This is a genomic window from Rhodanobacter sp. FW106-HT46G03 (genome assembly GCF_058789895.1).
The window spans coordinates 335,087-355,688 of record NZ_JBYTCC010000001.1 but is presented as its reverse complement, the minus strand read 5'-3'; the positions used below and the strand labels follow the sequence as shown (position 1 = coordinate 355,688).

The window sequence follows — 20,602 nt, the reverse complement described above, 5'->3', positions numbered from 1 at the left end:
CCGCGACACATATCCGACCGGGACATGCGTGAGCTTTCGCGTCATGTGCCGTGCTTCATCGACGCGCCCGACGTCGGTTCGTGCCTGCTCCGTGGCCAAGCCTCGCGCTGAAGATCATCGTCCCCACGCTCGACCCTCCCCAATGCCTGCACGAGCATGCGCACCTGCGCCACATCGGTACGCCATTCGCCGCCTTGCATCGCGGCCAGTTGCGGCGGGCGATGGCGCATGCCGGAGGCCAGCTGCCGCTTGGCGGAAGCATGAAACTCGCTCGCCCCGGTGGATCGCACAAGCCCGGGCAGGTTGTCGGCAGTCACGCCGGCGCCGGGCATGACAGCCAGGCGCCCCGCCGACTGCCGCACCAGTTCGCGGATCAGGGGTGCGCCTTCGGCCACGTTGGCCTGCCCACCCGAGGTGAGCACGCGCGCACAACCCAACCCGATCACATCCTCGAGCGCGCGATACGGGTCGCTGGCAAGATCGAAGGCGCGATGGAAGGTGACGTCCATGTTGCCCACCGCGCCAAGCAGGCTGCAGCAACGCCGCACGTCCACCCCGCCATCGGCGTCGAGCACGCCCAGCACCACGCCATCGCAGCCCTGCGCAGCGCAGTACTCGATGTCGCGCAGCATGGCCTCGCACTCGGCATCGTCGTAGAGAAAGTCACCGGCGCGCGGGCGAATCAGTACGCAAAGCGGAATGCGCAGCCGTTCGCGCGCCATCGCGATGCACGCCGGCGAGGGCGTAAGTCCCCCCAGCTCCAGCGCCGCGCACAGCTCCACCCGCCCCGCCCCGCCAGCCTGCGCGGCGAGCGCCGAGGCGACTGAATTGGCGACCACTTCGAGCAGGCGCGCGCTCATGTGGCGAACACACTGCGCGCAGGGATCAGCGCGCGCTGATCCTTCGTATCGCACACCGCGTAGGAAAAGCCCGGCTGGATCGCCCAGGCGCCCACCTCGCCGTCCTTGTTCATGGCGAGGAAGGCCACCTGGATCTCGTTTGCCGTCTTCGGCTGCTTGCGCACGACGCGCAGCACGGCCTCGCGGCAGGCTTCGGTGGGCGTGCGGCCCTGGCGCATCAGTTCCACCACGAGGAAGCTGCCGGCGTTGCGGATCACCTCCTCGCCCACGCCGGTGGAGGTGGCGCCACCCACCTCGCCGTCCACGTACAGGCCGGCGCCGATGATCGGCGAATCGCCCACGCGACCGTGCAGCTTCCACGCCATGCCGCTGGTGGTGCAGGCGCCGGCGAGCTTGCCGTGCGCGTCCAGCGCCAGCATGCCGATGGTGTCGTGGTTGTCCTTGCCGCCCGGCAGGCCGGCAGGTGCGTCGGCGCCATAGCTGCGCACCTCGCTGTTGATTTGCGGTCGGTAGTGCGCGGTCCTCAGCCACTCGCGCCAAGCCTTCTCCGCCTCCGGCGTCAACAGGTTTTCCTGCTCGAAGCCCTGCTCCAACGCGAACTGCAACGCGCCATCGCCGGCCAGCAGCACGTGCGGAGTGCGTTCCATCACCCGCCGCGCCACCGAGATCGCATGGGTGACGTGTTCCAGCGCCGCCACCGCGCCGCAATGGCCCTCGGCATCCATGATGCTGGCATCCAGCGTTACCCTGCCGTCGCGGTCCGGGTAACCGCCCTTGCCCACGCTGTGGTTCTTGAGATCCGCTTCAGGCACCCGCGCACCGGCTTCCACCGCATCGAGCGAATGGCCGCCGTGCCCCAGGATCGCCCACGCCGCCTGGTTGGCGGCAACGCCGAAGTCCCAGGTGGAAGCGACGCGCACCACGCCAACGCCACGTGCGGCGATCGCCAAGGGCGTGGCGGTGGCCGCGGCCTTGCCGGTGGCCACGGCCACCGCGCCCAGCACCGAGGCCTTCAGAAATTGCCGACGAGCAACCATCGCGTCCTCCCCACTCCACGGTTCGCCATTGAGCCGCAGGCCTAGCTTGCAATGAAATTTAGATCGTTTCAAATCGGGACAGACTAGCGTCAACCCACCGGTCCGGCATGTCGCACTGCAGTAAGGGGTCTCGTCTCCCCGATCGCCATTGTTTCCGACCGGTCGAAGCTTGCGAGGCACGCACGGCCGCGATGCCACCACCCGACGTCAGCTACGGCGGGCGCCCTGCTCGGCCACACCGGTGAATCGATCGCGTATGAACGGGCAGTGCTTGGCCATCTGCTGCCGCGCTGGCATCCCCCTGAAACCTGGTACGGCGGGAGGGTGCCTTGGTGAATATTTGCCGCTGCTCTTCAGGCACCCATGAATGCCGGGGACGAGGGACTCGCCACCCACCGCGTCAGGAGCACCGTGGCGCCCACCGCGCACAAGGCACCGAAGCCGAAGGCGACGGCGGCGGAAACGGACTGCCAGAGCGCCCCGAAGATCAGCGAGGCCGGCAGCAACATGAGGCCCGCCACCAGGTTGTACCAGCCATAGGCGGTGCCACTGCGCTCGCCTTCGACCAGATCGGCCACCAGCGCTTTTTCGGTTCCTTCCAGGGCTGCGCTGACGGTGCCGTAGAGGGCAAACGCCAGCCACAAGGCCCAATCCGCCTGCGGCAGCAGCCCGATGACCAGATACGCGACCGCGTATGCGGCCCATGCCGATCCCAGCACGCGGATTCGCCCGAGGCGGTCGGACAACGCCGAAAGTGGCGTGGACAGCAGCATGGCAACCGCCGAGTACAACACCCACATCAGCACGACCCGTTCGGCACTCGCGCCTATTTGCTCGGCACGCAGCAACAGGAACATGTTCGACGAGTTGCCCAGCGTGAACAAACCCAACGTCACGAGATAGCGGCGGAAGGCGGGAGGAAGTTGCCCGACCCGCCAATCGAACCCGGCGCGTATCACCGGGACGCGGATGGCGGGTTCCGGGATGCGCAAGGCCAGCACGATCACGGCCACCGCCGGCACCACGGACCACAGGAAAATCGCGCGCAGCGACAAACCCCAGGCCAGCAGCGCCGCCGCCACGAGCGGCCCGATGACCGCGCCGGCATTGTCCATGGCGCGATGCAGGCCGAACGCCAATCCGCGCTGCTCCGGCGTCACGCTCAAACTCAGCAAGGCGTCGCGGGGCGCGCTTCGCAGCCCCTTGCCGGCGCGATCGGCAAGTCGACAGCCAAGCACGCCAAGCCAGCTCGTGGACAACCCGATAAACGGTCGCGCCAGGCCACTGACCACATAGCCACTGCCGATCCAGCCGCGCATCCGCCGGCTGCGATCGGCCAGCACCCCGGCGGCCAGCTTCAACACGCTGCTGCTGGCTTCAGCCACTCCCTCGATCAGGCCCAATGCACGCGGCCCGGCCATCAATACGGCGCTCAGGTACAGCGGTATCAACGGGTAAACCATGTCGCTGGCGCTGTCGTTGGCTAGGCTGAGCGCGCCGAGAATCCACACCATGCGCGGCAGCTTGCGCAGCGTCTGCAGGGCGCGCTTCACGTGTCCGTGTCCGATCCGCCGCGGTCTCGGCGCGCTGCGGTGCGCGCTCCGGACAGCGATGCAATGAGCGGACACGACACGCTCCCCTTGCGGGCATGACATGCCTTCACGAGCCCGGACAACGCCGTCTCCATCCGCCGCAGGCCGGCCAGCTTCTCGCGCACGCTGCGCAGCTTGACCTCCCCCAGCATGCTCGCTTCGCGGCAGTGCGTGCCGTCCTCCAGCTGCAGCAGCTCGCCGATCTCGTCCAGGCTGAATCCGAGGCATTGGGCCGATTTCACGAAACGCAGGCGGGCGACATCGGCCTGGTCGTAGCGCCGGATGCCGCCGTAGGGCTTGGCCGGTTGCCGCAACAGCCCCCTGCGCTGATAGAACCGGATGGTTTCCACGTTGACGTCGGCCGCCTTGGCGAAGGCGCCGATCGTCAGGTTCACCGCTGCCGCATCCATGATGCTTGACCCCGTAGTCGACTACGGAACTAGCGTTGCCGTGTCGGGGATGAATTGCAAGGCGGCACGCATGGCCGGCCTTGAGTCGAAGGCGTCGTTGAATATCCAGCAGAGGAACTCACTGTGAAAACTGTCGTACGCGTCATGGCCGACAAAGTCGGCGTTGCGGGTTCCCTGGTATCCGCCATGTCCTGTTCCATGTGCTTTCCGGCGATGGCAAGCATCGGCGCCGTCATCGGCCTGGGTTTCCTGGCCCGCTGGGAATCGGTTTTCGTGCACGTGCTGATCCCGGCGTTCGTGTTGCTGGCACTGCTCGCCAACGCATTGGGCTGGCTCAGCCATCGCCAGTGGCGGCGCAGCGCGTTGGGGTGCATCGGCCCGCTGGTGGCCTTGATCGGCTGGCTTGCCTTCGTCGGTGGTTGGCTTCCCACGGATGACGCCCGCGGCGTCCTGTACGCGGGCCTGGTCGTCATGTTGCTGGCGGCCATCTGGGATCTGGTCTCACCGGCAAGTCGGCGCTGCGCGGTGGATGGCGCGGGGAAACGCGACTGACGCCGTGAACCCACATCCAGAGTGGGTAGGAACCATCTCATGACCGAATTGAAAAGCACCGAGACGACCTGCGAATCCTGCGCGGCCCCCGTCACGCAGGCGCCAACGAAATTGCCCGACTCGTGCGCATTGGAGGCGTCCTGGGCCAAGGACAGCACCACGTTGGCAGCGTCCGACGCCACCTCGCACAACCGCTCCGAGCGCACGCGGGAGCAGATTGTCGGCAACAGCGGGACCCGCCACGCTGGCAGTCCCCTGCACATCGCCGTGATCGGCAGCGGCGGTGCGGCCATGGCCGCCGCGCTGAAGGCAACCGAGCAAGGCGCACGCGTGACCCTCATCGAGCGCGGCACCATCGGCGGCACTTGCGTCAATACCGGCTGTGTGCCGTCCAAGATCCTGATCCGCGCCGCCCAAGTGGCCCACATGCGGACGTCGAGCCCATTCGACGCCGGCATCTCCGCGGCCCCGCCGCGCATCCTGCGCGATCGCTTGCTGACCCAGCAACAGACGCGGGTAGAGGAACTGCGCCACACGAAATACGAGGCCATCCTGGCCGGGAATCCGGCCATCACCGTCGTGCATGGCACGGCGCGGTTCACGGATACGAATACCCTAGTGGTACAGCTCAACGGCGGCGGTGAGCGCGGGCTGACTTTCGACCGCTGCCTGATCGCGACCGGCGCCAGCGCCACCGTGCCGCCGATCCCCGGCCTGCAGGACACGCCGTACTGGACTTCGACCCAGGCCCTGGCGAGCGCCACGATCCCACCCCGGCTGGTGGTGATCGGCGCTTCGGTCGTCGCGGCGGAATTGGCGCAAGCCTTCGCCCGGCTGGGCAGCCACGTGACGATCCTGGCCCGCAGCACGCTGTTCTCGCGCGAGGACCCGGCGATCGGTGAAGCGCTCACCGCGATCTTCCGCGACGAGGGGATCGACGTACTGGAACACACACAGGCCAGCAAGGTTGCGTACCGCGACGGCGAATTCGTGCTGACCACCCCGCAGGGCGAACGACGCGCCGACCGGCTGCTGGTGGCCACCGGCCGCACGCCCAATACGGGCAGCCTCAACCTCGGGGCGGCCGGGGTGAAAACGGGTCGGCACGGGGCGATCGAGATCGATGCCGGCATGCACACCACTGCGCCCCACCTCTACGCCGCCGGCGACTGCACCGACCAGCCGCAATTCGTCTACGTGGCGGCCGCCGCCGGGACCCGGGCCGCCCTCAACATGACCGGCGGCGAGGCCTCGCTCGATCTGACCGCGATGCCCGCGGTGGTCTTCACCGACCCGCAGGTCGCCACCGTGGGACTCAGCGAGCAGGCAGCGCGCCAAGCCGGCTTCGAGACCGGCAGCCGTACGCTCACGCTCGACAACGTGCCGCGCGCGCTCGCCAACTTCGACACCCGGGGCTTCATCAAGCTGGTCGCCGAAGCACGCTCCGGCCGATTGCTCGGTGTGCAGGCGGTGGCCGAACAGGCAGGGGAATTGATCCAGTCCGCGGCACTGGCGATCCACACCGGCATGACCGTGGAGGATCTGGCTGACCAGCTGTTCCCCTACCTCACCATGGTCGAAGGCCTGAAACTCGCCGCGCAAACCTTCCACAAGGATGTCCGGCAACTGTCGTGCTGCGCCGGATAGCCAGGAACTGCTGGATGCACCCGAGTAGTTGATCGCCTCAAGGTCCTGCACCTTCCCGCCCGCACTTCCCTCGGGCCCGCCAACGAGACGGGTTGCCGACCAGCGTTCGCTCATTCCCGACAGAGACGAGCGACGAGCAGTGCGGGGCCCGCCAACCGCGGGTGCTGGGAGCTGTCCACCATGGGACCCGTTGTCGAGCATGGGCGGGGTTGGCTTCTCCAATGCCATAGCCGCGTGCATCACTGCAGATTGATGCGGTTTCGCAATAGACCCGGCTGAGGTGTCGCGCTGCACGGCGCTGCTGGCTACGGAACCGTCCGCCTGATGCAAACGTTGTTTGGGCGTCTATCCATCCTTATCCCTGGACACCCATTACGAGACGGTGCGGCACGTCGCTCCGGCAACCATTCTGGGCATGGGGCGACGCAACTGCTCGGCTGGCGCTCTCCACAGGTTGCACTGTCGCCCAGACAGACGGGATACCACCCGGCATCGAGCCCGATGCCATCGGGAAGCCCCGATGCGGGGTTATCGCGTCGGCACCGCTCTCGCCACCTTCACCACCACCAGCCCTTGCGGGGGAATATCCAGGCTCAGCTTGCCGCCATGCAACGCCACTGGCTCCGGCAGGGCCATCCGGCCTGCCGCACGCAATGCGTCGATCTGCTCGCGCGACGGGAAGGCCGGCCGCCCCATCTTGTCGTACGCGGCGATCGCGTTGCCGTGCGTCGCGTCCAGGCGCCATACCTGCGCCGTGGCGTTCGCCGGCAGCGATGAGAGGTCGAGCTCGAAGTGCTTCATCTCGCCTTTCGGCTTGCCCACGGTATAGCTCGCGGTGACGCCCACTGGCGGCGCGTAGTTCCACAACGCCACCACCAGCGTGCCGTCAGCGCGGCGGGTGGCCAGCGCGGAGTCGGAGGCCACCGGCAACCGCACTTCGCCCAGCTTGTGCAGCATGGCGAACGCGTTGAAGGATGGCTTGGGGATGTTGCGCTCGGCGATCAGCCCGAAGCCGCCGTAGAACGGCGTGCGCACCACGCCCTGCTCCTCGAACACGTCGGAGAACGTCCAGTAGCTCATCATGTCCACCTTGCCGGCACAGGCGCGGATGGTGTTGGCGAGCCACGGGCCCATGTACACGGTGTCGGTGACGTTCGGCAGGTTGGCGTAGGAGGCGTTGTACTCGCTCATGAAGAACGGGATCTTCGGGTACGGCGAGGCGAGGATCTCCTTGTGCACCTTGTCCACCGCGCGGCACACCATGTCCTTGCGCGGAATCTTCTCGTCGGTATGGAACACGTTGGGTGCGGTGTCGTCGCCGTAGACGTGGGTGCTGACGAAATCCAGCGGCACCCCGGCGTCATGCACGTGCCGGAGAAAGGCGGCCACGTCGGCCGCCTGCGCGGTGGCGGGGCCGCCCACGCGCAGGCGCGGGCTCACCGCTTTCAGCGCGCGCGCGGTGTGGTCGTACAGCGTGTAATAGGTGGCCATCTTGGGGTTGCCGGCCCAGAAGCCGATGTTCGGCTCGTTCCACACCTCGAAGTACCACTGGGCCACCTCGTCGATGCCGTAGCGCGCAACGAGGTGCTGCGCGAAGGCGCGGATCATGCCGTCCCACAGGGCGTAATCCTTCGGCGGGGCGACGTTCGGGTGGTACCAGAAGTCCTGCAGCGCCTTGGGGTCCGACGACAGGTCCGACGGCATGAAGCCCAACTCCACGAACGGACGCACGCCGCGGGCGAGCAGGCCGTCGTAGATCTGGTCGACGTAGGAGAAGTTGTAGACCGGCTGGTCGCTTGCGGCCGCCTTGCTGGCGGCGTTGTAGAACGCCTGGTCGACCTTGCCCAAGTGGAACAGTCCCACGTCACGATCGAAGATGCCGTGGAAGCGCACGTACCCGAACCCGGTGGCCCGTTTCACTTCGGCCAGATCCTTGCGGTAGTCGTCGCGCAGCGAAAGCGTGGCCCGCCCGGAGCCGAACATCCGCTCCCAGAAATGCGGAAACGGCGTACCCACCGCCTTGGCGTCCACCCGGATCTGCACGGTGTCCGCCGGCGCCGGTGCCGCCTGCGCGCTGCCCAGCGCCAGCAGCCCGGCTGCCAGCAGGCACCACGCTGTCCGTCGCCATGCACGCTGAGTCATCGTCATGTCGTTTCCTCCAGGTAACCCGGTGGGTTGGTTCATGGCTCGGCCAATGCCTCGCCGTGGCTGGCGATCACCTGCGCGTAGAACTTCGCGCTGGCCTTGGGGGTGCGTCTCTGCGTGGTGAAATCCACGTGGTACAGGCCGAACCGCTTGGCGTAGCCGAGCGACCATTCGAGGTTGTCCAGCAGCGACCACGCGTAGTAGCCGCGCAGATCGACGCCGGCCTCGAGCGCGGCATGCGCCGCCTTGAGATGCCGGCGCAGGTAATCCACGCGCAGCGGATCCTCCAGCAACCCGCCGGCAACGTGCGGCGGGTCGGCAAACGCGGCGCCGTTCTCGGTGATGTAGAGGGGGATGTCGCCGTAGCGTGCGCGAAAGCCGGTCAGCAGGTCGAGCAACCCCTGCTCGTAGACTTCCCATCCGGTTTCCGTGCGCGGCCGCTGCGCCTGCGGCACGGCCGCGGCATGCAGCAGCCACTCCGCCGCGTCGTGCCGCACCACCGCGCGCGTGTAGTAGTTGAGGCCGACGAAGTCGACCTTCTGGCGCAGCGGTCGGCACTCAGCGTCGGCAAAATCCGGCCAGGCCTCGCCGTACACCTCGCGCAGTTCGGGTGGATAGCTGCCGAGCAACGCCGGGTCGGCGAACTGGCGGTTCATGTAGGCATCGGCGCGGCGCGTGGCCGCGATGTCGGCCGGAGCGTCCGAGGCCGGATACTTGGGCTCGATGTTGAACACCACGCCGATTGCATGCTTGCCCAGCGCCCGATAGGCCTGGATGCCGGCCGCACTGGCACGCATCAGGTTGTGCGTCACGCGCGGCGCCTCGTACAGGTTGCGATGGCCGGGCGCGACCGTCCCATGCAGGTAGCCGCCATCCACCACCACCCACGGCTCGTTGAGCGTGGCCCACATCGGCACGCGGTCGTCCAGCGCGCGAAACAGGATCTGCGCGTAATCGGCGAACCAGTCGGCGCTGTCGCGGTTGAGCCAGCCGCCGCGGTCGTCCAGCGCCGCCGGCAGATCCCAGTGGAACAGCGTGGCGTTGGGCACGATGCCGTTTGCCAGGAGCTCGTCGACCAGCCGCGAATAGAAGTCCAAACCTTTGGGATTGACCCGCCCCGTGCCTTCCGGCAGCACGCGCGACCAGCTCACGCTGAACCGGTAGCTCTGCAAACCCAGCGCCCGCATCAACTGCACGTCGTCCCAGTAGCGCCGGTAGTGGTCGCAGGCGACATCGCCGGTGTCGCCGTTGGCCATCATCCCGGGCGTGTGGGCAAACCGCTGCCAGATGCTGGGGCCAGCCCCATCCGCCAGTGGCGAGCCTTCGATCTGGTAGGCGGAGGTGGCCGCGCCCCAGAGAAAGCCGTCCGGAAAGCGGAAACGTCGAGTCATGGGTATGCACGCCCCTGTTGCCGCACTGCGGCTTGATGTAAACGATTACGTGCCGAGAATAGCCGAGAGCCGGGCCCCGATGCACGCACGCTGCAGCATCGGGGGTCGACCAGCCCCGTCCACGGCACCCACCCGGGAGTACGCGCACCCATGGCCACTGTCAGTCTCGACAACGTGCGCAAGGTTTTTCCGGACGGCCAGGTGGCCGTGGCCGGTGCCAGCTTCGACGTCGGCGACGGCGAGCTGCTGGTACTGGTCGGGCCTTCCGGCTGCGGCAAGACCACGCTGCTGCGCATGATCGCGGGGCTGGAAGAAATCGGTGCCGGCACCTTGCGGATCGGCGGCCGGGTGGTGAACGCGGTGGCGCCGAAAGACCGCGACATTGCCATGGTGTTCCAGAACTACGCCTTGTATCCGCACATGACGGTGGCGGAAAACCTCGGCTTCAGCCTGCGCCTGCGCGGCACGCCGCGCCGCGAGATCGCGCAGCGCGTGGCCGAGGTGGCCCGCCTGCTGGAACTGGAAACCAAACTGGACGCCCGCCCCGCCGCGCTGTCCGGCGGTCAGCGCCAGCGGGTGGCGCTGGGCCGCGCGATGGTGCGCCAGCCGGTGGTGTTCCTGCTCGACGAACCACTGTCCAACCTCGATGCGCGGCTGCGCCTGGCAATGCGGGTGGAGATCGCGCGGCTGCACCAGCGCTTCGGCACCACCACCATCTATGTCACCCACGACCAGGTGGAAGCGATGACGCTGGGCCAGCGCATCGTGGTGCTGGACCGCGGCGTGATCCAGCAGATCGACACCCCGATTAACGTGTACCGGCAGCCGGCAAACCTGTTCGTGGCCGGTTTTCTCGGCAGCCCGGCGATGAATCTCTTGCGCGGCACGCTGGTCGCCGATGACGGCCTCGCGTTGGTGAGCACGCATGGCACGATCCGCTTGGGAAGCTCGCCGCCGATGCCCGCACTCGACGCCTGGCGCGGGCGCGAGGTGGTGCTCGGCGTGCGCCCGGAAGACCTGCTGCCGCTGGCCGGCGACGCCGGCGATGCCGCGCTGGAAGCGCGGCTGGAAGTCGTCGAGCAGGTCGGCAACGAGGAATTCCTGCATCTGCGCTGCGGCAACGCGCCGCTGGTGTCGCGCGCCCCGCCGGGCACCGCGGCCGCGCCGGGCGCGACGATGCGCTTCGGCATCGACCCGGCGCATGGGCACTGGTTCGATCCGGCCCACGGCACGCGCATCGCGTAAGTCGGCACTCAAGGTCGGCCGCCTTCGTCGGTCGCCGTTTTCGGCGGAGTCTTCGGCGCGGGTCGGCAATACAGGTCGCACACGGTGGCCGCCAGATACCCGGCCGCCGTCGCAAAGGCGCCGCCACCGGGAATGCTGGCAGCCGTCACCGGATCGACCTGTTCGGAGACGATGCCGCCATCCCACGCACTGGCGCGCAGGATCTTCAGCGCCTGCGCCCGGCCGGCATCCAGGCGCAGGTGATCGGCAATCGACCAGACCGTGGTGTACGGCACGCGATAGCTGCCCGGCAGGCCGTACGGCTTGCCGGCGTTCGAGTGCGCAAAGTGCGGTGAATGCAGCCAGGCGTAGGTGCGCACAAACACCGGGTCGTGCTGGCCCACGAACCCCAGCGCCGGCAACCTGAGCAGCGAGCCGGGCGGCACGTCGTCGAACTCGAGCCGCTCGCCATCCCAGCCGAACGCGAAGATCGGGCCGTCGGTGCCCGGTGCGCCGGTAGCCACCAGGTGCTGCATGACCGCGCGCCGCAACTGGCGCGCTTCCTCGTCGTAGCGGCTGGCCGCGGTGGTATCGCCGAGGGTGCGGTACAACGTTGCTGCGTCCTTGAACGCCCGCCACACCAGCGCGTTGTCGTAGGTCTCGTAGATCGCGCGGCGGTTTTCGTCCTGCGCGTCCTGCTCGGTGCGGTACAGCCCGGCGCGCCCGCGATGCCCGGCGATGCCGGCCAGCAAGGCATCGAGCGCAGGCCGATGCTGTTTGAGATAGGCGAGATCGTGCGTCTTGCGCCAGTACCGGGCCAGCGCGATGACCGGCGCCGCGTTTTCGTCGAGCTCGTAGCCGGGCTCGAGGGTCACGCCGTCGATATACCGGCTGTGGGTTCCGGCGTTGCGCAACTGGATGCCGAGCGCGACGTCGAGCGCATCGCGGGCGCGCGCGACATCCGTTGCCAGCAACGCCGGAAAACTCCAGAGCATGGCATCGCGATCCCAGTACGCCGCCGAGACGTAGTAGCGCGGCGAGCGCGAGGTGAAGCCGACGAATTGCTCGGTATCCAGCGCCCGACCCCAGGCGAAATACGACGAGAACAGCAGATTGCGATTCACGAGCTGGTCGAGCGCCGGGTCGCCGGTCGTGCGCAACCGCTGCGCGAGCCACGCGCGCTCGCCGTCGAGCACGGCCTGGTCGCCCCACTCCGCCAGGTGCGCGGCCAGCACGCGTTCGCTGTATTGCGCGCTGGACTCCTCCAGCCCGACCGCCACGATGAAGTTCGCCGTCACCTCTTGCCCCGGCGCCAGCACGCGCTGGCAGGTGGCGGTGAACGCATCGCCGGATCGGCTCGCGTCGCCGCAATCGGGATGACCAAGCGCCCACGCAAACGTCGTTTCGTTCTCGATGAAGCTGAAGACCTGCGTGCGCTTGATCCACGCCGGCGCCGCCACCTGCTCGCGCTGGCCGCGGATCACGGACGGCGCGTAGATGACGCGCACCAGCCCGCCCCAGTTCGCGGTGAGGCCGAAGTGCACCGTGCGCGGCGACGTACCCTGGTTGACCAGTTGCATGCGGATCCACGCCGCCCTCGCATGGCGTGGCGCGACATAGGTGAGCTGCGCACGCACGTTATCGGTCGTGGTCGTGGCCACCGGGATCCAGTCGTCGAGCAGGTGCCAGGCGTCGACGTGCAGACCGGGTTGCGCCGAGCCGACGGCAACCCAGGGCGCCAGCGCCGGGACGCGCCCGGCTTCCGGCCCGGTTTCGACCTTCGGCGAGCCCTGCACCTGCAGCAGCCCGCGGTCGTGCATCGACAACACGTTGAAGCTCACGATCGCGCCATCGCCCGCGCGAATCTCCGGGAGTGCGATCCAGTCATTGCCGGTGGCCACCACCGCATCGGGCGCCAGCACCAGCGGCGTCATCGCGCCGGCACCGGCAACCGGTGCCGGTGCGTCGGCACCCCACGCGGGCATCAGCATGGCGGCGGCCAGTGTCGCCGCCATGATCAGCCGTCTGAAGCGGGAAAGGCACGACCCTGCGCGGCGTCGTTCGCCGCGCTCTCCCGTCATGGCAAGGCTCCCGAGAAGCTCGACACGCGACCGGTTCATGGTCATCCCTTCACCCCGCCCAGCAGCAAGCCTTCGAGGTAGTACTTCTGCATCGACAGGAACAGCAGCAGCACCGGCAGCACGGTGAGCACCGAGCCTGCCATCAGCGACTCGGTGCCGGCGGTGTGTTCGCGCGCCATCGCGGCCAGCCCCAGCGGCAGGGTGTAGTGATCCTGCCCGGTCAGCTCGATCAGCGGCCACATGAAGTCGTTCCACGCGGCGAGGAAGGTGAGGATCGCCAGCGTCGCGATCACCGGCCGCAGCAGCGGCAGCACGATGGTGGTGAAGATGCGCAGCTCGCTGGCGCCGTCGATGCGCGCGGCCTCCAGCAACGCATCGGGCAGGCCCTGCGCGTACTGGCGCACCAAGAAGATGCCGAGCACGGTGGCGGCGCCGGGCAGCACCACGCCGGCGTAGCTGTCCACCAGGCCGGTGTACTTGAACAGCAGGAACAGCGGCAGCATCGCTACCTGCGCCGGCACCACCAGCAAGCCGAGCAGGCTGCGGAACAGACGCTCGCGTCCGGCAAAGCGCAACTTGGCGAAGGCGTAGCCGGCGAGGAGATTGCACGTCAGCGACAGCAGCGTGATCGCGCCGGAAATCAAGAAGCTGTTGCCGAGATAGCGCCACATGCCGGCGTGCGCGAACAGTTGCCGGTAGTTGTCCAGCGTGGGGTGCGCCGGCCACAGCGGCGGCGGCAGCGTGTTGGCGGTGCCCGGCGGCATGCACGACACCGCGAGCATCCACGCCAATGGAAACAGCGCCACCAGCGCGCCGCCGAGCAGCAGGCCGTTGACCAGCGCGCGGGCGAGCCGCGGCGTCATGCACCGCTCCGGCGCGGCCAGCGCAACAGCACCAGCGTGGCCGCGAACATCACCAGAAACAGCAGGAATGCCTCGGCCGCGGCGGTGCCGAGGTTCCACCATTTGAAGCCGTCCTCGTACATCAGGTACAGCACGCTGGTGGTGCTTTCCAGCGGCCCGCCCTCGGTCATCACGTAGGGTTCGGCGAACAGCTGGAAATAGCCCGACACGGTGAGGATCGCCACCATCATCAGCGTCGGGCCGAGCAGCGGCAGGCTGACGTGGCGGAACTGCCGCCAGGGTGAAGCGCCGTCCAGGCGCGCCGCCTCGTACAGCTCATGGGGAATCGCCTGCAGGCCGGCGAGCAGGATGATCATGTTGTAGCCGAAGTTCTTCCACACCGCGAACAGGATGATGGTGGGCATCGCCCAGTGCGGGTCGCCCAGCCAGTCCACCGGATGGATCCCCAACAGACCGAGCAGATGGTTGGCCCAGCCATACTGGGTGTTGAACAGGTAACGCCACACCACCGCCGTCGCCACTGCCGTGGTCACCACCGGCGCGAACAACGCGGTACGGAAAAATCCCTTGCAGCGCGCCAGCGGCGAGGCCAGCAACAACGCCGCCCCCAGCGAGGCGGCGAGCGACAGCGGCACGCCCACCACCACGAAATAGAAAGTGTGCCCGAGCGCGGCCCAGAACGCCGGCCGCTGCAGCAGCGCCCAGTAGTTGCCCAGCGCCACGAAGCGCAGGTGATGCAGGTCGGCCAGCGCGTAGAGGTCGTAGTCGGTGAAGCTGAGCGCGAGCGCCCCCAGCACCGGCAACAGGAAGAACACGCCAAGCACCAGCAGCGCCGGCGCGAGAAACAGCCAGGCCACGCGTGCGGGTTTCATCGCTGCCCTCCGGCCTGGTCGAGCAGCCAGCGCCGCTTGGCCAGAATCGCGTCCGCGCGGCGATCCATCTCGGCGGTCGCCTGATCCACCGTGAGCTTGCCGGCCACTGCGCGGGCCGCGATCTTCTGCATCATTTCCGCGATGCGCTCCCACTCGGGCACGGCCGGCGTGCCCTTCACCCGTTCGAGCTGGATGCGGAATGCCTGCGCCTGCGCATCATCGCGTAACGGCGGGCCGTCCCAACTGCTGCGCCGCGGCGGCAGGTCGCCGGTCAGCCGGTAGAACTGGCGCTGCACCTGCGGCTGCGAGAGGTATTGGATCAGCGCCCAGGCCGCCCGTGGGTGTCGCGAGGCGCGAAACACCACCAGGCTGGCGCCACCGGCCAACCCTGCGCCGGGGCCGTTCGGGCCGGGCAGCGGCGTGGTGGACCAGTCGCCCTGCTCGCTTGCCGGCAAGCGCTTGCGCAGCTCGCCGATGTTCCACGGGCCGGAAAGGTAGAAGGCGTAGGTGCCGCGGCCGAACTCTTCCCACGGATTGCCGACCTCCATGTTGGTGACCCGTGGCGCCTGCCCCAGCCGGAAGGTGTCCAGATAGAACGCCAGCGCGCGCTTGAACCCGGGGCTTTCGAAATTGCCGTAGCGATCGCCGTCGCGCAGCAGCGGATCGGGCTGCTGCAGCGCCAGCGACAGCAACTGCTCGTACTCGTTGGTCGGCAGCAGGATGCCGTAGGTTCCCTGCGGTGGATGGCTGAGCGCGGCCAGCATGCGCCGCCACTGCACCCAATCGCGCGGTGGCGCGGCAAAACCGGCGCGGCGCAAAAGATCGGTGCGATAGAACAAGAGCCGCGTGTCGGCATACCACGGGATGCCGTACAACTCACCGTGATCGACGTTGGTGGCCCACAGGCTGGCGAAATAATCCGGTGCGGCAACGACCGTGGATGCCGCCACCTGCTGCTGCAGCGGCGCCAGCGCCTGCAGCGCCACCATCTCCGGCAGCCAACTGTTGCCCAGTTGCGCCATGTCCGGCGCGGTGCCGCCGGCAATCGCGGTAAGCAGCTTCTGGTGCGCCGCGCTCAGCGGCAACTGCTGCACCTCGACGCGGATGTCCGGGTGCGCCTGCTCAAAGGCCGGCAGCAGCCGGGCGACGGCGTCGCCCTCGGGGCCGAACGTCCAGAACACCAGACGCTCGCCATGCTGGCCGCCGCACCCGGCGAGACACAGACAGACGGCGACGGCGGCCCACCATCGCCAAACGCCTCGCCGCGCCTGCCCGCCCATAGATCGCCCTCAGTGAGGCTCCAGCCAGCCGCCGGTGAAACCGGCGCGCTCAAGCCCGCGCCGGACGTACGGGTTTTTCTTCATCACCTTCCACACCAGGTTGCTGCGCCAGTTTTCGATCATCAGCAGGATCGGGCCCTGGTCAATGCCCAGCTGCTGGTTGTCGGCCCAGCCAAAACCGGGATAGACGTGACCGCTGCGCTGGTTGGCCACTGTCGCGTGGAAACTGAGGTTGAAGGCGTCGACGAAGCCGTAGCGGTTGTAGATGTACTTGCCATAGCGTTGGTGCATCGCCATCAATGCCGGCACCGCGACGTCGGGCGCAAACGCGATGGAGCCGCCTGCGGCGGTGGGCGCAATGGTGCCGTCGTCGGTGATGCCGTCCAGCCCGGCGCCGCGTGCCATGTAGCCACTGAAGCGGCGCACGCCCTGCGGCGTGTCCACCCTGATGTCGCCGGGGCCGTCGCTGGCGGTCAGGCCCCACACGTCGGTGCCGTAGCCGGCCCAATGGCCGGGGTTGGCGATGGCGTAGGCACGCTGTGCCAGCGTGGCACGCCGGCCATTCTCGAAGTAGTCCAGGCCGTGCGCCCGGCTCCAGGCGTCGCGGATGCCGCGGAAATCCACCCACGCCTCGGTGTACTGGTGGCCGAACAGCGGCCCGAAGTTGAGGAAGGTGTAGCCCTGGAACGTGCCCCATTGCTTCGGGTACGTCGCGCACCACGCTGCCCAGGCGTCCGCGCCGACCGGATGCGTGGGCGAACCCAGCGCAAGGAGGTAGACCAGCTTGCCTTCGTCGTAACCCTTCCAGTCGGCGGCGATGAACCCACCGCCCGGCGTCCAGCCCATGCTGACCAGCGGCACGCGCGCTTGCATCCACGGCCAGTCGACCGTGCGGTAGAGGCGGTCGGCGAGCTGGCGGATCTCCCGCTCCGGCGGCGTGTCGCGGTCGTAGTAACTCTGGGCAAACAGCACGCCGGCCATCAGCAGCGAGGTATCCACGCTGGACAGCTCGGTCCAGCGCGCTTCGCGCAGCCCGGTCTGCATGTCGAGGAAATGGTAGAAAAACCCGCGGTAACCGGCGGCATCGTCCTCGCTGGCGTTTTGCGGCGCCGCCGCGAGATGCCGCAACGTGACCAGCGTGCGCTGCGCCGCCTGCGCGCGCGTGATGTAGCCGCGTTCCGCACCGATGCCGTAGGCCGTCAGGCCAAACCCCATGGCGGCGATGGAGGCAAAGGTGTGGTTGGGCCACGAGTCCGGCACCAGTCCGGTGTACGGGTCCGCACTCTGCCAGAACCAGTCAAAGGTGCGTCGTTCCAGCTCGGCAACGAACGCCTGCTGCGCCGGCGGCAACGCCGCGTAGCCGGGCACAGCCGGTGCCGGCGGTGTCGCCCGCAGCGGCACCTGCCAGCCCGCCAGGCAGACCCATGCCCCCATCATCAAGGCACGCCGCGCACGCCGCAAAAACCAACTCATCAGCCCTCCGGTGCGGTTCGGGCGATGCCCGGAAAAAACCACCGCGCAGCCCGCAGTGCATGCCGAGCCGCGTGGTTGCCGTGGATCATCAGAAACTCATGCCCATCGTGAGCTTGACCGTGCGCGGGTAACCCGTGATCGCGCCAACCGGGTTGTAGACCACCGGCCGCGGGTTGGCCATGCCGTTCGTGCCCCAGTTCTCGATGTAGCTGGCGTAGTTGTTCCAGTTGAACACGTTGATCGCATCCAGGCGCACGTACGCGCTGACGCCGTCGTAGACCTTGAAGTTCTTGGTCGCCTGCAGGTCGAAGTCGCGGTACGACCACAGCTTGCCGCCGACCAGGAACCGCCCGGTGTTCGGCGGCGCGACTGCCGCCGACTGGCAGCCTGCGCCGTTGGTGATGCCGTGGTCGACGCCGGTTCCGGTCGCGCCGTAGCAGGACAGGTTGAGGTCCGGCACCGCGGTGGACAAGGTCAACTTGGCACCAAACACGAAGCCCCACGGCCCGTCCAGCGTGCCGGTGGCGACGATCCGGTTGCGCGCCACCCCGGAGCGGGTGAACGGGTAATGGCCGATCGTCTCGAAGTCGAACGCGTACTGGTCGGTAGGGTCGTTGTTGTCGTTGTTCTGCTTGGCGCGCGACCAGGTGTAGGCCACCGAGGCGCCCCAGTGCGACTCGTGCGTATAGGGCTTGTCCAGCGACACCAGCAACTGCGTGGTCCTGGTTTCCAGGCCGTTGTTGCCAATGATCATGCCGCCGAAACCGGGGATGGTGTTGCCCCACGGCTGGCTCATGCAATTGGTGCCACAGCTCTTCCAGAACGAGCCATCCGGATAACGGTTGCCCAGCGTGTACACCAGGCCGTCATGGCTGCGGATTTCCGCCACTGCCACGCTGGTGTTCCACTCGCCGATCCGGTTGCGCATGCCGATGCTGAACTGGTCCGAATACGGCGCCTTGAGGTGGTTGTTGACCATGTCCACCTCCTTGCCGAGGTTGCTGCTTGCGACCAGACCTTGCAGCGTGGCGATGTTGAGGAAGGACGGATCCCACGCGTAGCAATTGCCCACGCCGACCGTGCAGGGTACGGCCGGTGTGTTGAACATGATCGTCGGCTGCGACAAGGCCGACTTGGTTTGTTCCACCTGCAGCGATTCATACAGGTTGCGGTCGTAGGAGCGGCCGATGCCGCCAAAGATCACGTGCGCCTGGTCACCGTTGATGTCGTAGGCAAAACCCAGGCGCGGCTGCCATTTGCTCTTCATCGCGCTGCGATTGTTGCCGGTGCTGATGTAGTCGTTGACGTTCACCCCACCCAGCGCCAGCGATTGAGCGTAGGTCTGTCCGGCGGGCGCGCCGGGGTGCGGGTCCTGCATGGCGAACGCCGCGACCACATTCGCCGGCGTCACCCAGTTGAGGTAGGACGGCGTCTTCTCGTAATCCCAGCGCACGCCGAGGTTCAGGGTCAGGTGTTCGTTGACCGCCCAGTCGTCCTGGATATACAGGCCGAGCTGCTTGTCGGAACTCCTGGCCACCGGGTTCATGCCCGGCGTGGGCGAGCCAAACTGCACCTGGTAGGGGATCGACTCGGTACCGGTCGGCGTCACGCCATAGTTGAACAGCGCGTTGGACACGCCGGCATCCTGCGCGGTGAGCTTCACCGCCTTGTACTTGACCCCCATCTTGATGACGTGGTCGCCGTGCCACTCCAGGTCGTTGAAGGTGAGGTCGTCCTGGATGGCCGGGCCCTTCTGCCCCTTGTTCTGCTGCGCCAGCGGCGAGTTGCCGGTTTGCAGGATCGTCTGATAGAGCTGTGGCCCGGTCAGCGTGTAGTTGTTGCCCGCGCCCAGGACGCGCGGCGTCGGGGCAAAGAACGCATCCTCGTAGGTGAGCTGCAAACGGTTGAACCAGCTGTAGGCGCTGTGATCCCAGCGGATGTCGAAGCGCTTGTCGGTGTTCAGCGTGTTGAGGCCCGCCGATGCGGTGGTGACGCCGCCCAGCCCGCCGATCGAGGTTTCGGTGCGGTATTTGCCGCTGGCCTCGATGCGGTCATGTGCGGTGGGCTCGTAGTCGACCTTGGCAAACCAGTCGTTTTCGCGGAACGGCAGGTTGGCCGGGCCGGCCTGCGCCTGCACGCTGGCCGGCAACTGGTTGAACAAGGTCAAGTTGCCCGGCACCACCGTGGTGGGGCTGTCGAAACCCTTGCCCTCATAGGCCAGGTAGAAATGCGCCACGTCCTTGATGATCGGGCCGCCGAGGTCGAAGCCGTAATCCTTTTCGTGCGATGGCGTCTTGTGGTGCGCGTCCTGCTCGGCCGGCGTCATCGCGCGCATGCGCGTGTTGGTGAAGCTGCCGAACACGTCGCCGTGAAACTGGTTGGTGCCGGACTTGGTTTCCGCCGTGATCGCCGCGCTGGAGATCTGGTCGAACTCCGCCTTGTAGTTGGAGGTGATGACCTTGTACTCGGCAATCGCGAGCTGCGGGAACGGATTGCCCTGGCTCGCGTTCTGGCCGGTGATGCCGCCCGGCAACACGTAGTTTTTCTGGCCCACGCCATCGATGTAGACATTGATCGCACTGCTCGCCTGCGCGCCGGAGCGCAGGCTGGTGTTGCCGTTGGCGTCGCGCGTGAACACCATGCCGGGCACGGTGTCGGCGAACTCGAGGAAGTTGCGCGAGGCTTCCGGCAGCACGTTGATCTGGCGCACGGAGACGAGGTTGCCCACCTCGGACGTGGTCACGTCCGGCAGTGCGGCGGCCGACACGGTCACGCCGCCAAGCGTGACCGGCGCGCCGGAAACGGTGGTCTTGGCGCTGGCGGCAAGATCCAGGGTGGCGGTGGAAGCCACCGACAAGGTCACTGTCCGCTCGATGCCGGGCCCGGCGCTCACGGTGTAGGTGCCGGGGCGCAGGCTCACCAGCGCGTAACTGCCCTTGGCGTCCGCCTTGGTGGTGCGCACGCTGCCGGTGGCGACGTTTTTGGCGCTTACCGTGGCTCCGGGCGGCGCATGGCCGCGCAAGGTGGCATCGGCAGTCTGCGCCTGGGTCGCCAGCGGCAGGGCGACCAACCCGAACAGCGCGCATGCGATGGCGTTGGCCAATATCCGCGTCGCGGATTTTTCGTGATGCTTCATGTTCTCTCCCCTCCAATGATGTCGCTACCGATCAAGGTT

The 20,602-nt window shown here is 67.6% G+C and carries 15 protein-coding genes; 3 read left to right on the top strand and 12 right to left on the bottom strand.

The annotated features are described in order from the left end of the window. Nucleotides 1-41 precede the first annotated feature (41 nt). From AC3WP6_RS01510 to merR, 4 genes are all read right to left on the bottom strand, one after another. The gene (locus AC3WP6_RS01510) at nucleotides 42-860 is read right to left on the bottom strand and encodes a copper homeostasis protein CutC (RefSeq protein WP_492626029.1); all 819 of its coding nucleotides are present in this window, start codon (nucleotides 858-860) and stop codon (nucleotides 42-44) included. Continuing rightward, nucleotides 857-1,897, bottom strand: coding sequence for a glycosylasparaginase (locus tag AC3WP6_RS01505; RefSeq protein ID WP_492626028.1), 1,041 nt, complete (start codon nucleotides 1,895-1,897; stop codon nucleotides 857-859). The genes AC3WP6_RS01510 and AC3WP6_RS01505 overlap by 4 nt, the downstream gene beginning before the upstream one ends. Before the next feature lie 353 nt (nucleotides 1,898-2,250). Then, the gene (locus tag AC3WP6_RS01500) at nucleotides 2,251-3,450 is read right to left on the bottom strand and encodes an MFS transporter (RefSeq protein ID WP_492626027.1); all 1,200 of its coding nucleotides are present in this window, start codon (nucleotides 3,448-3,450) and stop codon (nucleotides 2,251-2,253) included. Continuing rightward, on the bottom strand, nucleotides 3,447-3,899 hold the full coding sequence (merR, locus tag AC3WP6_RS01495; protein ID WP_492626026.1) for a mercury resistance transcriptional regulator MerR: 453 nt from the start codon (nucleotides 3,897-3,899) through the stop codon (nucleotides 3,447-3,449). Before merR ends, AC3WP6_RS01500 begins: the two co-directional genes overlap by 4 nt. Nucleotides 3,900-4,043: 144 nt before the next feature. Between merR and merC the strand changes: the two genes are divergently transcribed. Together merC and merA are read left to right on the top strand one after the other, a co-directional pair. Beyond that, the gene (merC, locus tag AC3WP6_RS01490; RefSeq protein WP_492628620.1) at nucleotides 4,044-4,451 is read left to right on the top strand and encodes an organomercurial transporter MerC; all 408 of its coding nucleotides are present in this window, start codon (nucleotides 4,044-4,046) and stop codon (nucleotides 4,449-4,451) included. Nucleotides 4,452-4,490: 39 nt separating this feature from the next. Continuing rightward, nucleotides 4,491-6,098, top strand: a complete 1,608-nt coding sequence (gene merA / locus AC3WP6_RS01485) for a mercury(II) reductase (protein WP_492626025.1) — start codon at nucleotides 4,491-4,493, stop codon at nucleotides 6,096-6,098. 528 nt (nucleotides 6,099-6,626) lie between these two features. Here merA and AC3WP6_RS01480 read toward each other — a convergent pair. Together AC3WP6_RS01480 and AC3WP6_RS01475 are read right to left on the bottom strand one after the other, a co-directional pair. Next, a complete protein-coding gene (locus tag AC3WP6_RS01480) occupies nucleotides 6,627-8,246 on the bottom strand; it encodes a GH39 family glycosyl hydrolase (protein ID WP_492626024.1) in 1,620 nt (539 codons plus the stop codon). Nucleotides 8,247-8,278: 32 nt separating this feature from the next. After that, nucleotides 8,279-9,634, bottom strand: a complete 1,356-nt coding sequence (locus AC3WP6_RS01475; RefSeq protein ID WP_492626023.1) for a GH1 family beta-glucosidase — start codon at nucleotides 9,632-9,634, stop codon at nucleotides 8,279-8,281. 150 nt (nucleotides 9,635-9,784) lie between these two features. Between AC3WP6_RS01475 and AC3WP6_RS01470 the strand changes: the two genes are divergently transcribed. Next, nucleotides 9,785-10,879 carry an ABC transporter ATP-binding protein gene (locus AC3WP6_RS01470; RefSeq protein ID WP_492626022.1) on the top strand — a complete coding sequence of 365 codons (1,095 nt, stop codon included), beginning with the start codon at nucleotides 9,785-9,787 and terminating at the stop codon, nucleotides 10,877-10,879. A gap of 8 nt (nucleotides 10,880-10,887) precedes the next feature. On the opposite strand, the gene AC3WP6_RS01465 is transcribed toward AC3WP6_RS01470, so the two are convergent. The 6 genes from AC3WP6_RS01465 to AC3WP6_RS01440 all read right to left on the bottom strand — a co-directional run bounded on the left by AC3WP6_RS01465 (nucleotide 10,888) and on the right by AC3WP6_RS01440 (nucleotide 20,563). Then, on the bottom strand, nucleotides 10,888-12,873 hold the full coding sequence (locus AC3WP6_RS01465; RefSeq protein WP_492626021.1) for a glycoside hydrolase family 125 protein: 1,986 nt from the start codon (nucleotides 12,871-12,873) through the stop codon (nucleotides 10,888-10,890). A gap of 107 nt (nucleotides 12,874-12,980) precedes the next feature. Continuing rightward, a complete protein-coding gene (locus AC3WP6_RS01460) occupies nucleotides 12,981-13,802 on the bottom strand; it encodes a carbohydrate ABC transporter permease (RefSeq protein WP_492626020.1) in 822 nt (273 codons plus the stop codon). Beyond that, a complete protein-coding gene (locus AC3WP6_RS01455) occupies nucleotides 13,799-14,674 on the bottom strand; it encodes a carbohydrate ABC transporter permease (RefSeq protein WP_492626019.1) in 876 nt (291 codons plus the stop codon). Before AC3WP6_RS01455 ends, AC3WP6_RS01460 begins: the two co-directional genes overlap by 4 nt. Continuing rightward, complete coding sequence (locus AC3WP6_RS01450; protein WP_492626018.1) at nucleotides 14,671-15,954, bottom strand: extracellular solute-binding protein; 1,284 nt, start codon at nucleotides 15,952-15,954, stop codon at nucleotides 14,671-14,673. Before AC3WP6_RS01450 ends, AC3WP6_RS01455 begins: the two co-directional genes overlap by 4 nt. Before the next feature lie 9 nt (nucleotides 15,955-15,963). Beyond that, nucleotides 15,964-17,427, bottom strand: coding sequence for a glucoamylase family protein (locus AC3WP6_RS01445; protein ID WP_492626017.1), 1,464 nt, complete (start codon nucleotides 17,425-17,427; stop codon nucleotides 15,964-15,966). A gap of 88 nt (nucleotides 17,428-17,515) precedes the next feature. After that, nucleotides 17,516-20,563: a TonB-dependent receptor gene (locus AC3WP6_RS01440; protein ID WP_492626016.1), complete on the bottom strand. Its 3,048-nt coding sequence runs from the start codon at nucleotides 20,561-20,563 to the stop codon at nucleotides 17,516-17,518. Between the last annotated feature and the right edge of the window lie 39 nt (nucleotides 20,564-20,602).

Bases quoted from the DNA above. Each gene is read 5' to 3' on its own strand.
- AC3WP6_RS01480 (WP_492626024.1), bottom strand. From the start codon at position 8,246: ATGACGATGACTCAGCGTGCATGGCGACGGACAGCGTGGTGCCTGCTG.
- AC3WP6_RS01450 (WP_492626018.1), bottom strand. From the start codon at position 15,954: ATGGGCGGGCAGGCGCGGCGAGGCGTTTGGCGATGGTGGGCCGCCGTC.
- merR (WP_492626026.1), bottom strand. From the start codon at position 3,899: ATGGATGCGGCAGCGGTGAACCTGACGATCGGCGCCTTCGCCAAGGCG.
- merC (WP_492628620.1), top strand. From the start codon at position 4,044: ATGGCCGACAAAGTCGGCGTTGCGGGTTCCCTGGTATCCGCCATGTCC.
- AC3WP6_RS01475 (WP_492626023.1), bottom strand. From the start codon at position 9,634: ATGACTCGACGTTTCCGCTTTCCGGACGGCTTTCTCTGGGGCGCGGCC.
- merA (WP_492626025.1), top strand. From the start codon at position 4,491: ATGACCGAATTGAAAAGCACCGAGACGACCTGCGAATCCTGCGCGGCC.
- AC3WP6_RS01505 (WP_492626028.1), bottom strand. From the start codon at position 1,897: ATGGTTGCTCGTCGGCAATTTCTGAAGGCCTCGGTGCTGGGCGCGGTG.
- AC3WP6_RS01465 (WP_492626021.1), bottom strand. From the start codon at position 12,873: ATGGCGGCGACACTGGCCGCCGCCATGCTGATGCCCGCGTGGGGTGCC.
- AC3WP6_RS01445 (WP_492626017.1), bottom strand. From the start codon at position 17,427: ATGAGTTGGTTTTTGCGGCGTGCGCGGCGTGCCTTGATGATGGGGGCA.
- AC3WP6_RS01470 (WP_492626022.1), top strand. From the start codon at position 9,785: ATGGCCACTGTCAGTCTCGACAACGTGCGCAAGGTTTTTCCGGACGGC.
- AC3WP6_RS01460 (WP_492626020.1), bottom strand. From the start codon at position 13,802: ATGACGCCGCGGCTCGCCCGCGCGCTGGTCAACGGCCTGCTGCTCGGC.
- AC3WP6_RS01440 (WP_492626016.1), bottom strand. From the start codon at position 20,563: ATGAAGCATCACGAAAAATCCGCGACGCGGATATTGGCCAACGCCATC.
- AC3WP6_RS01510 (WP_492626029.1), bottom strand. From the start codon at position 860: ATGAGCGCGCGCCTGCTCGAAGTGGTCGCCAATTCAGTCGCCTCGGCG.
- AC3WP6_RS01455 (WP_492626019.1), bottom strand. From the start codon at position 14,674: ATGAAACCCGCACGCGTGGCCTGGCTGTTTCTCGCGCCGGCGCTGCTG.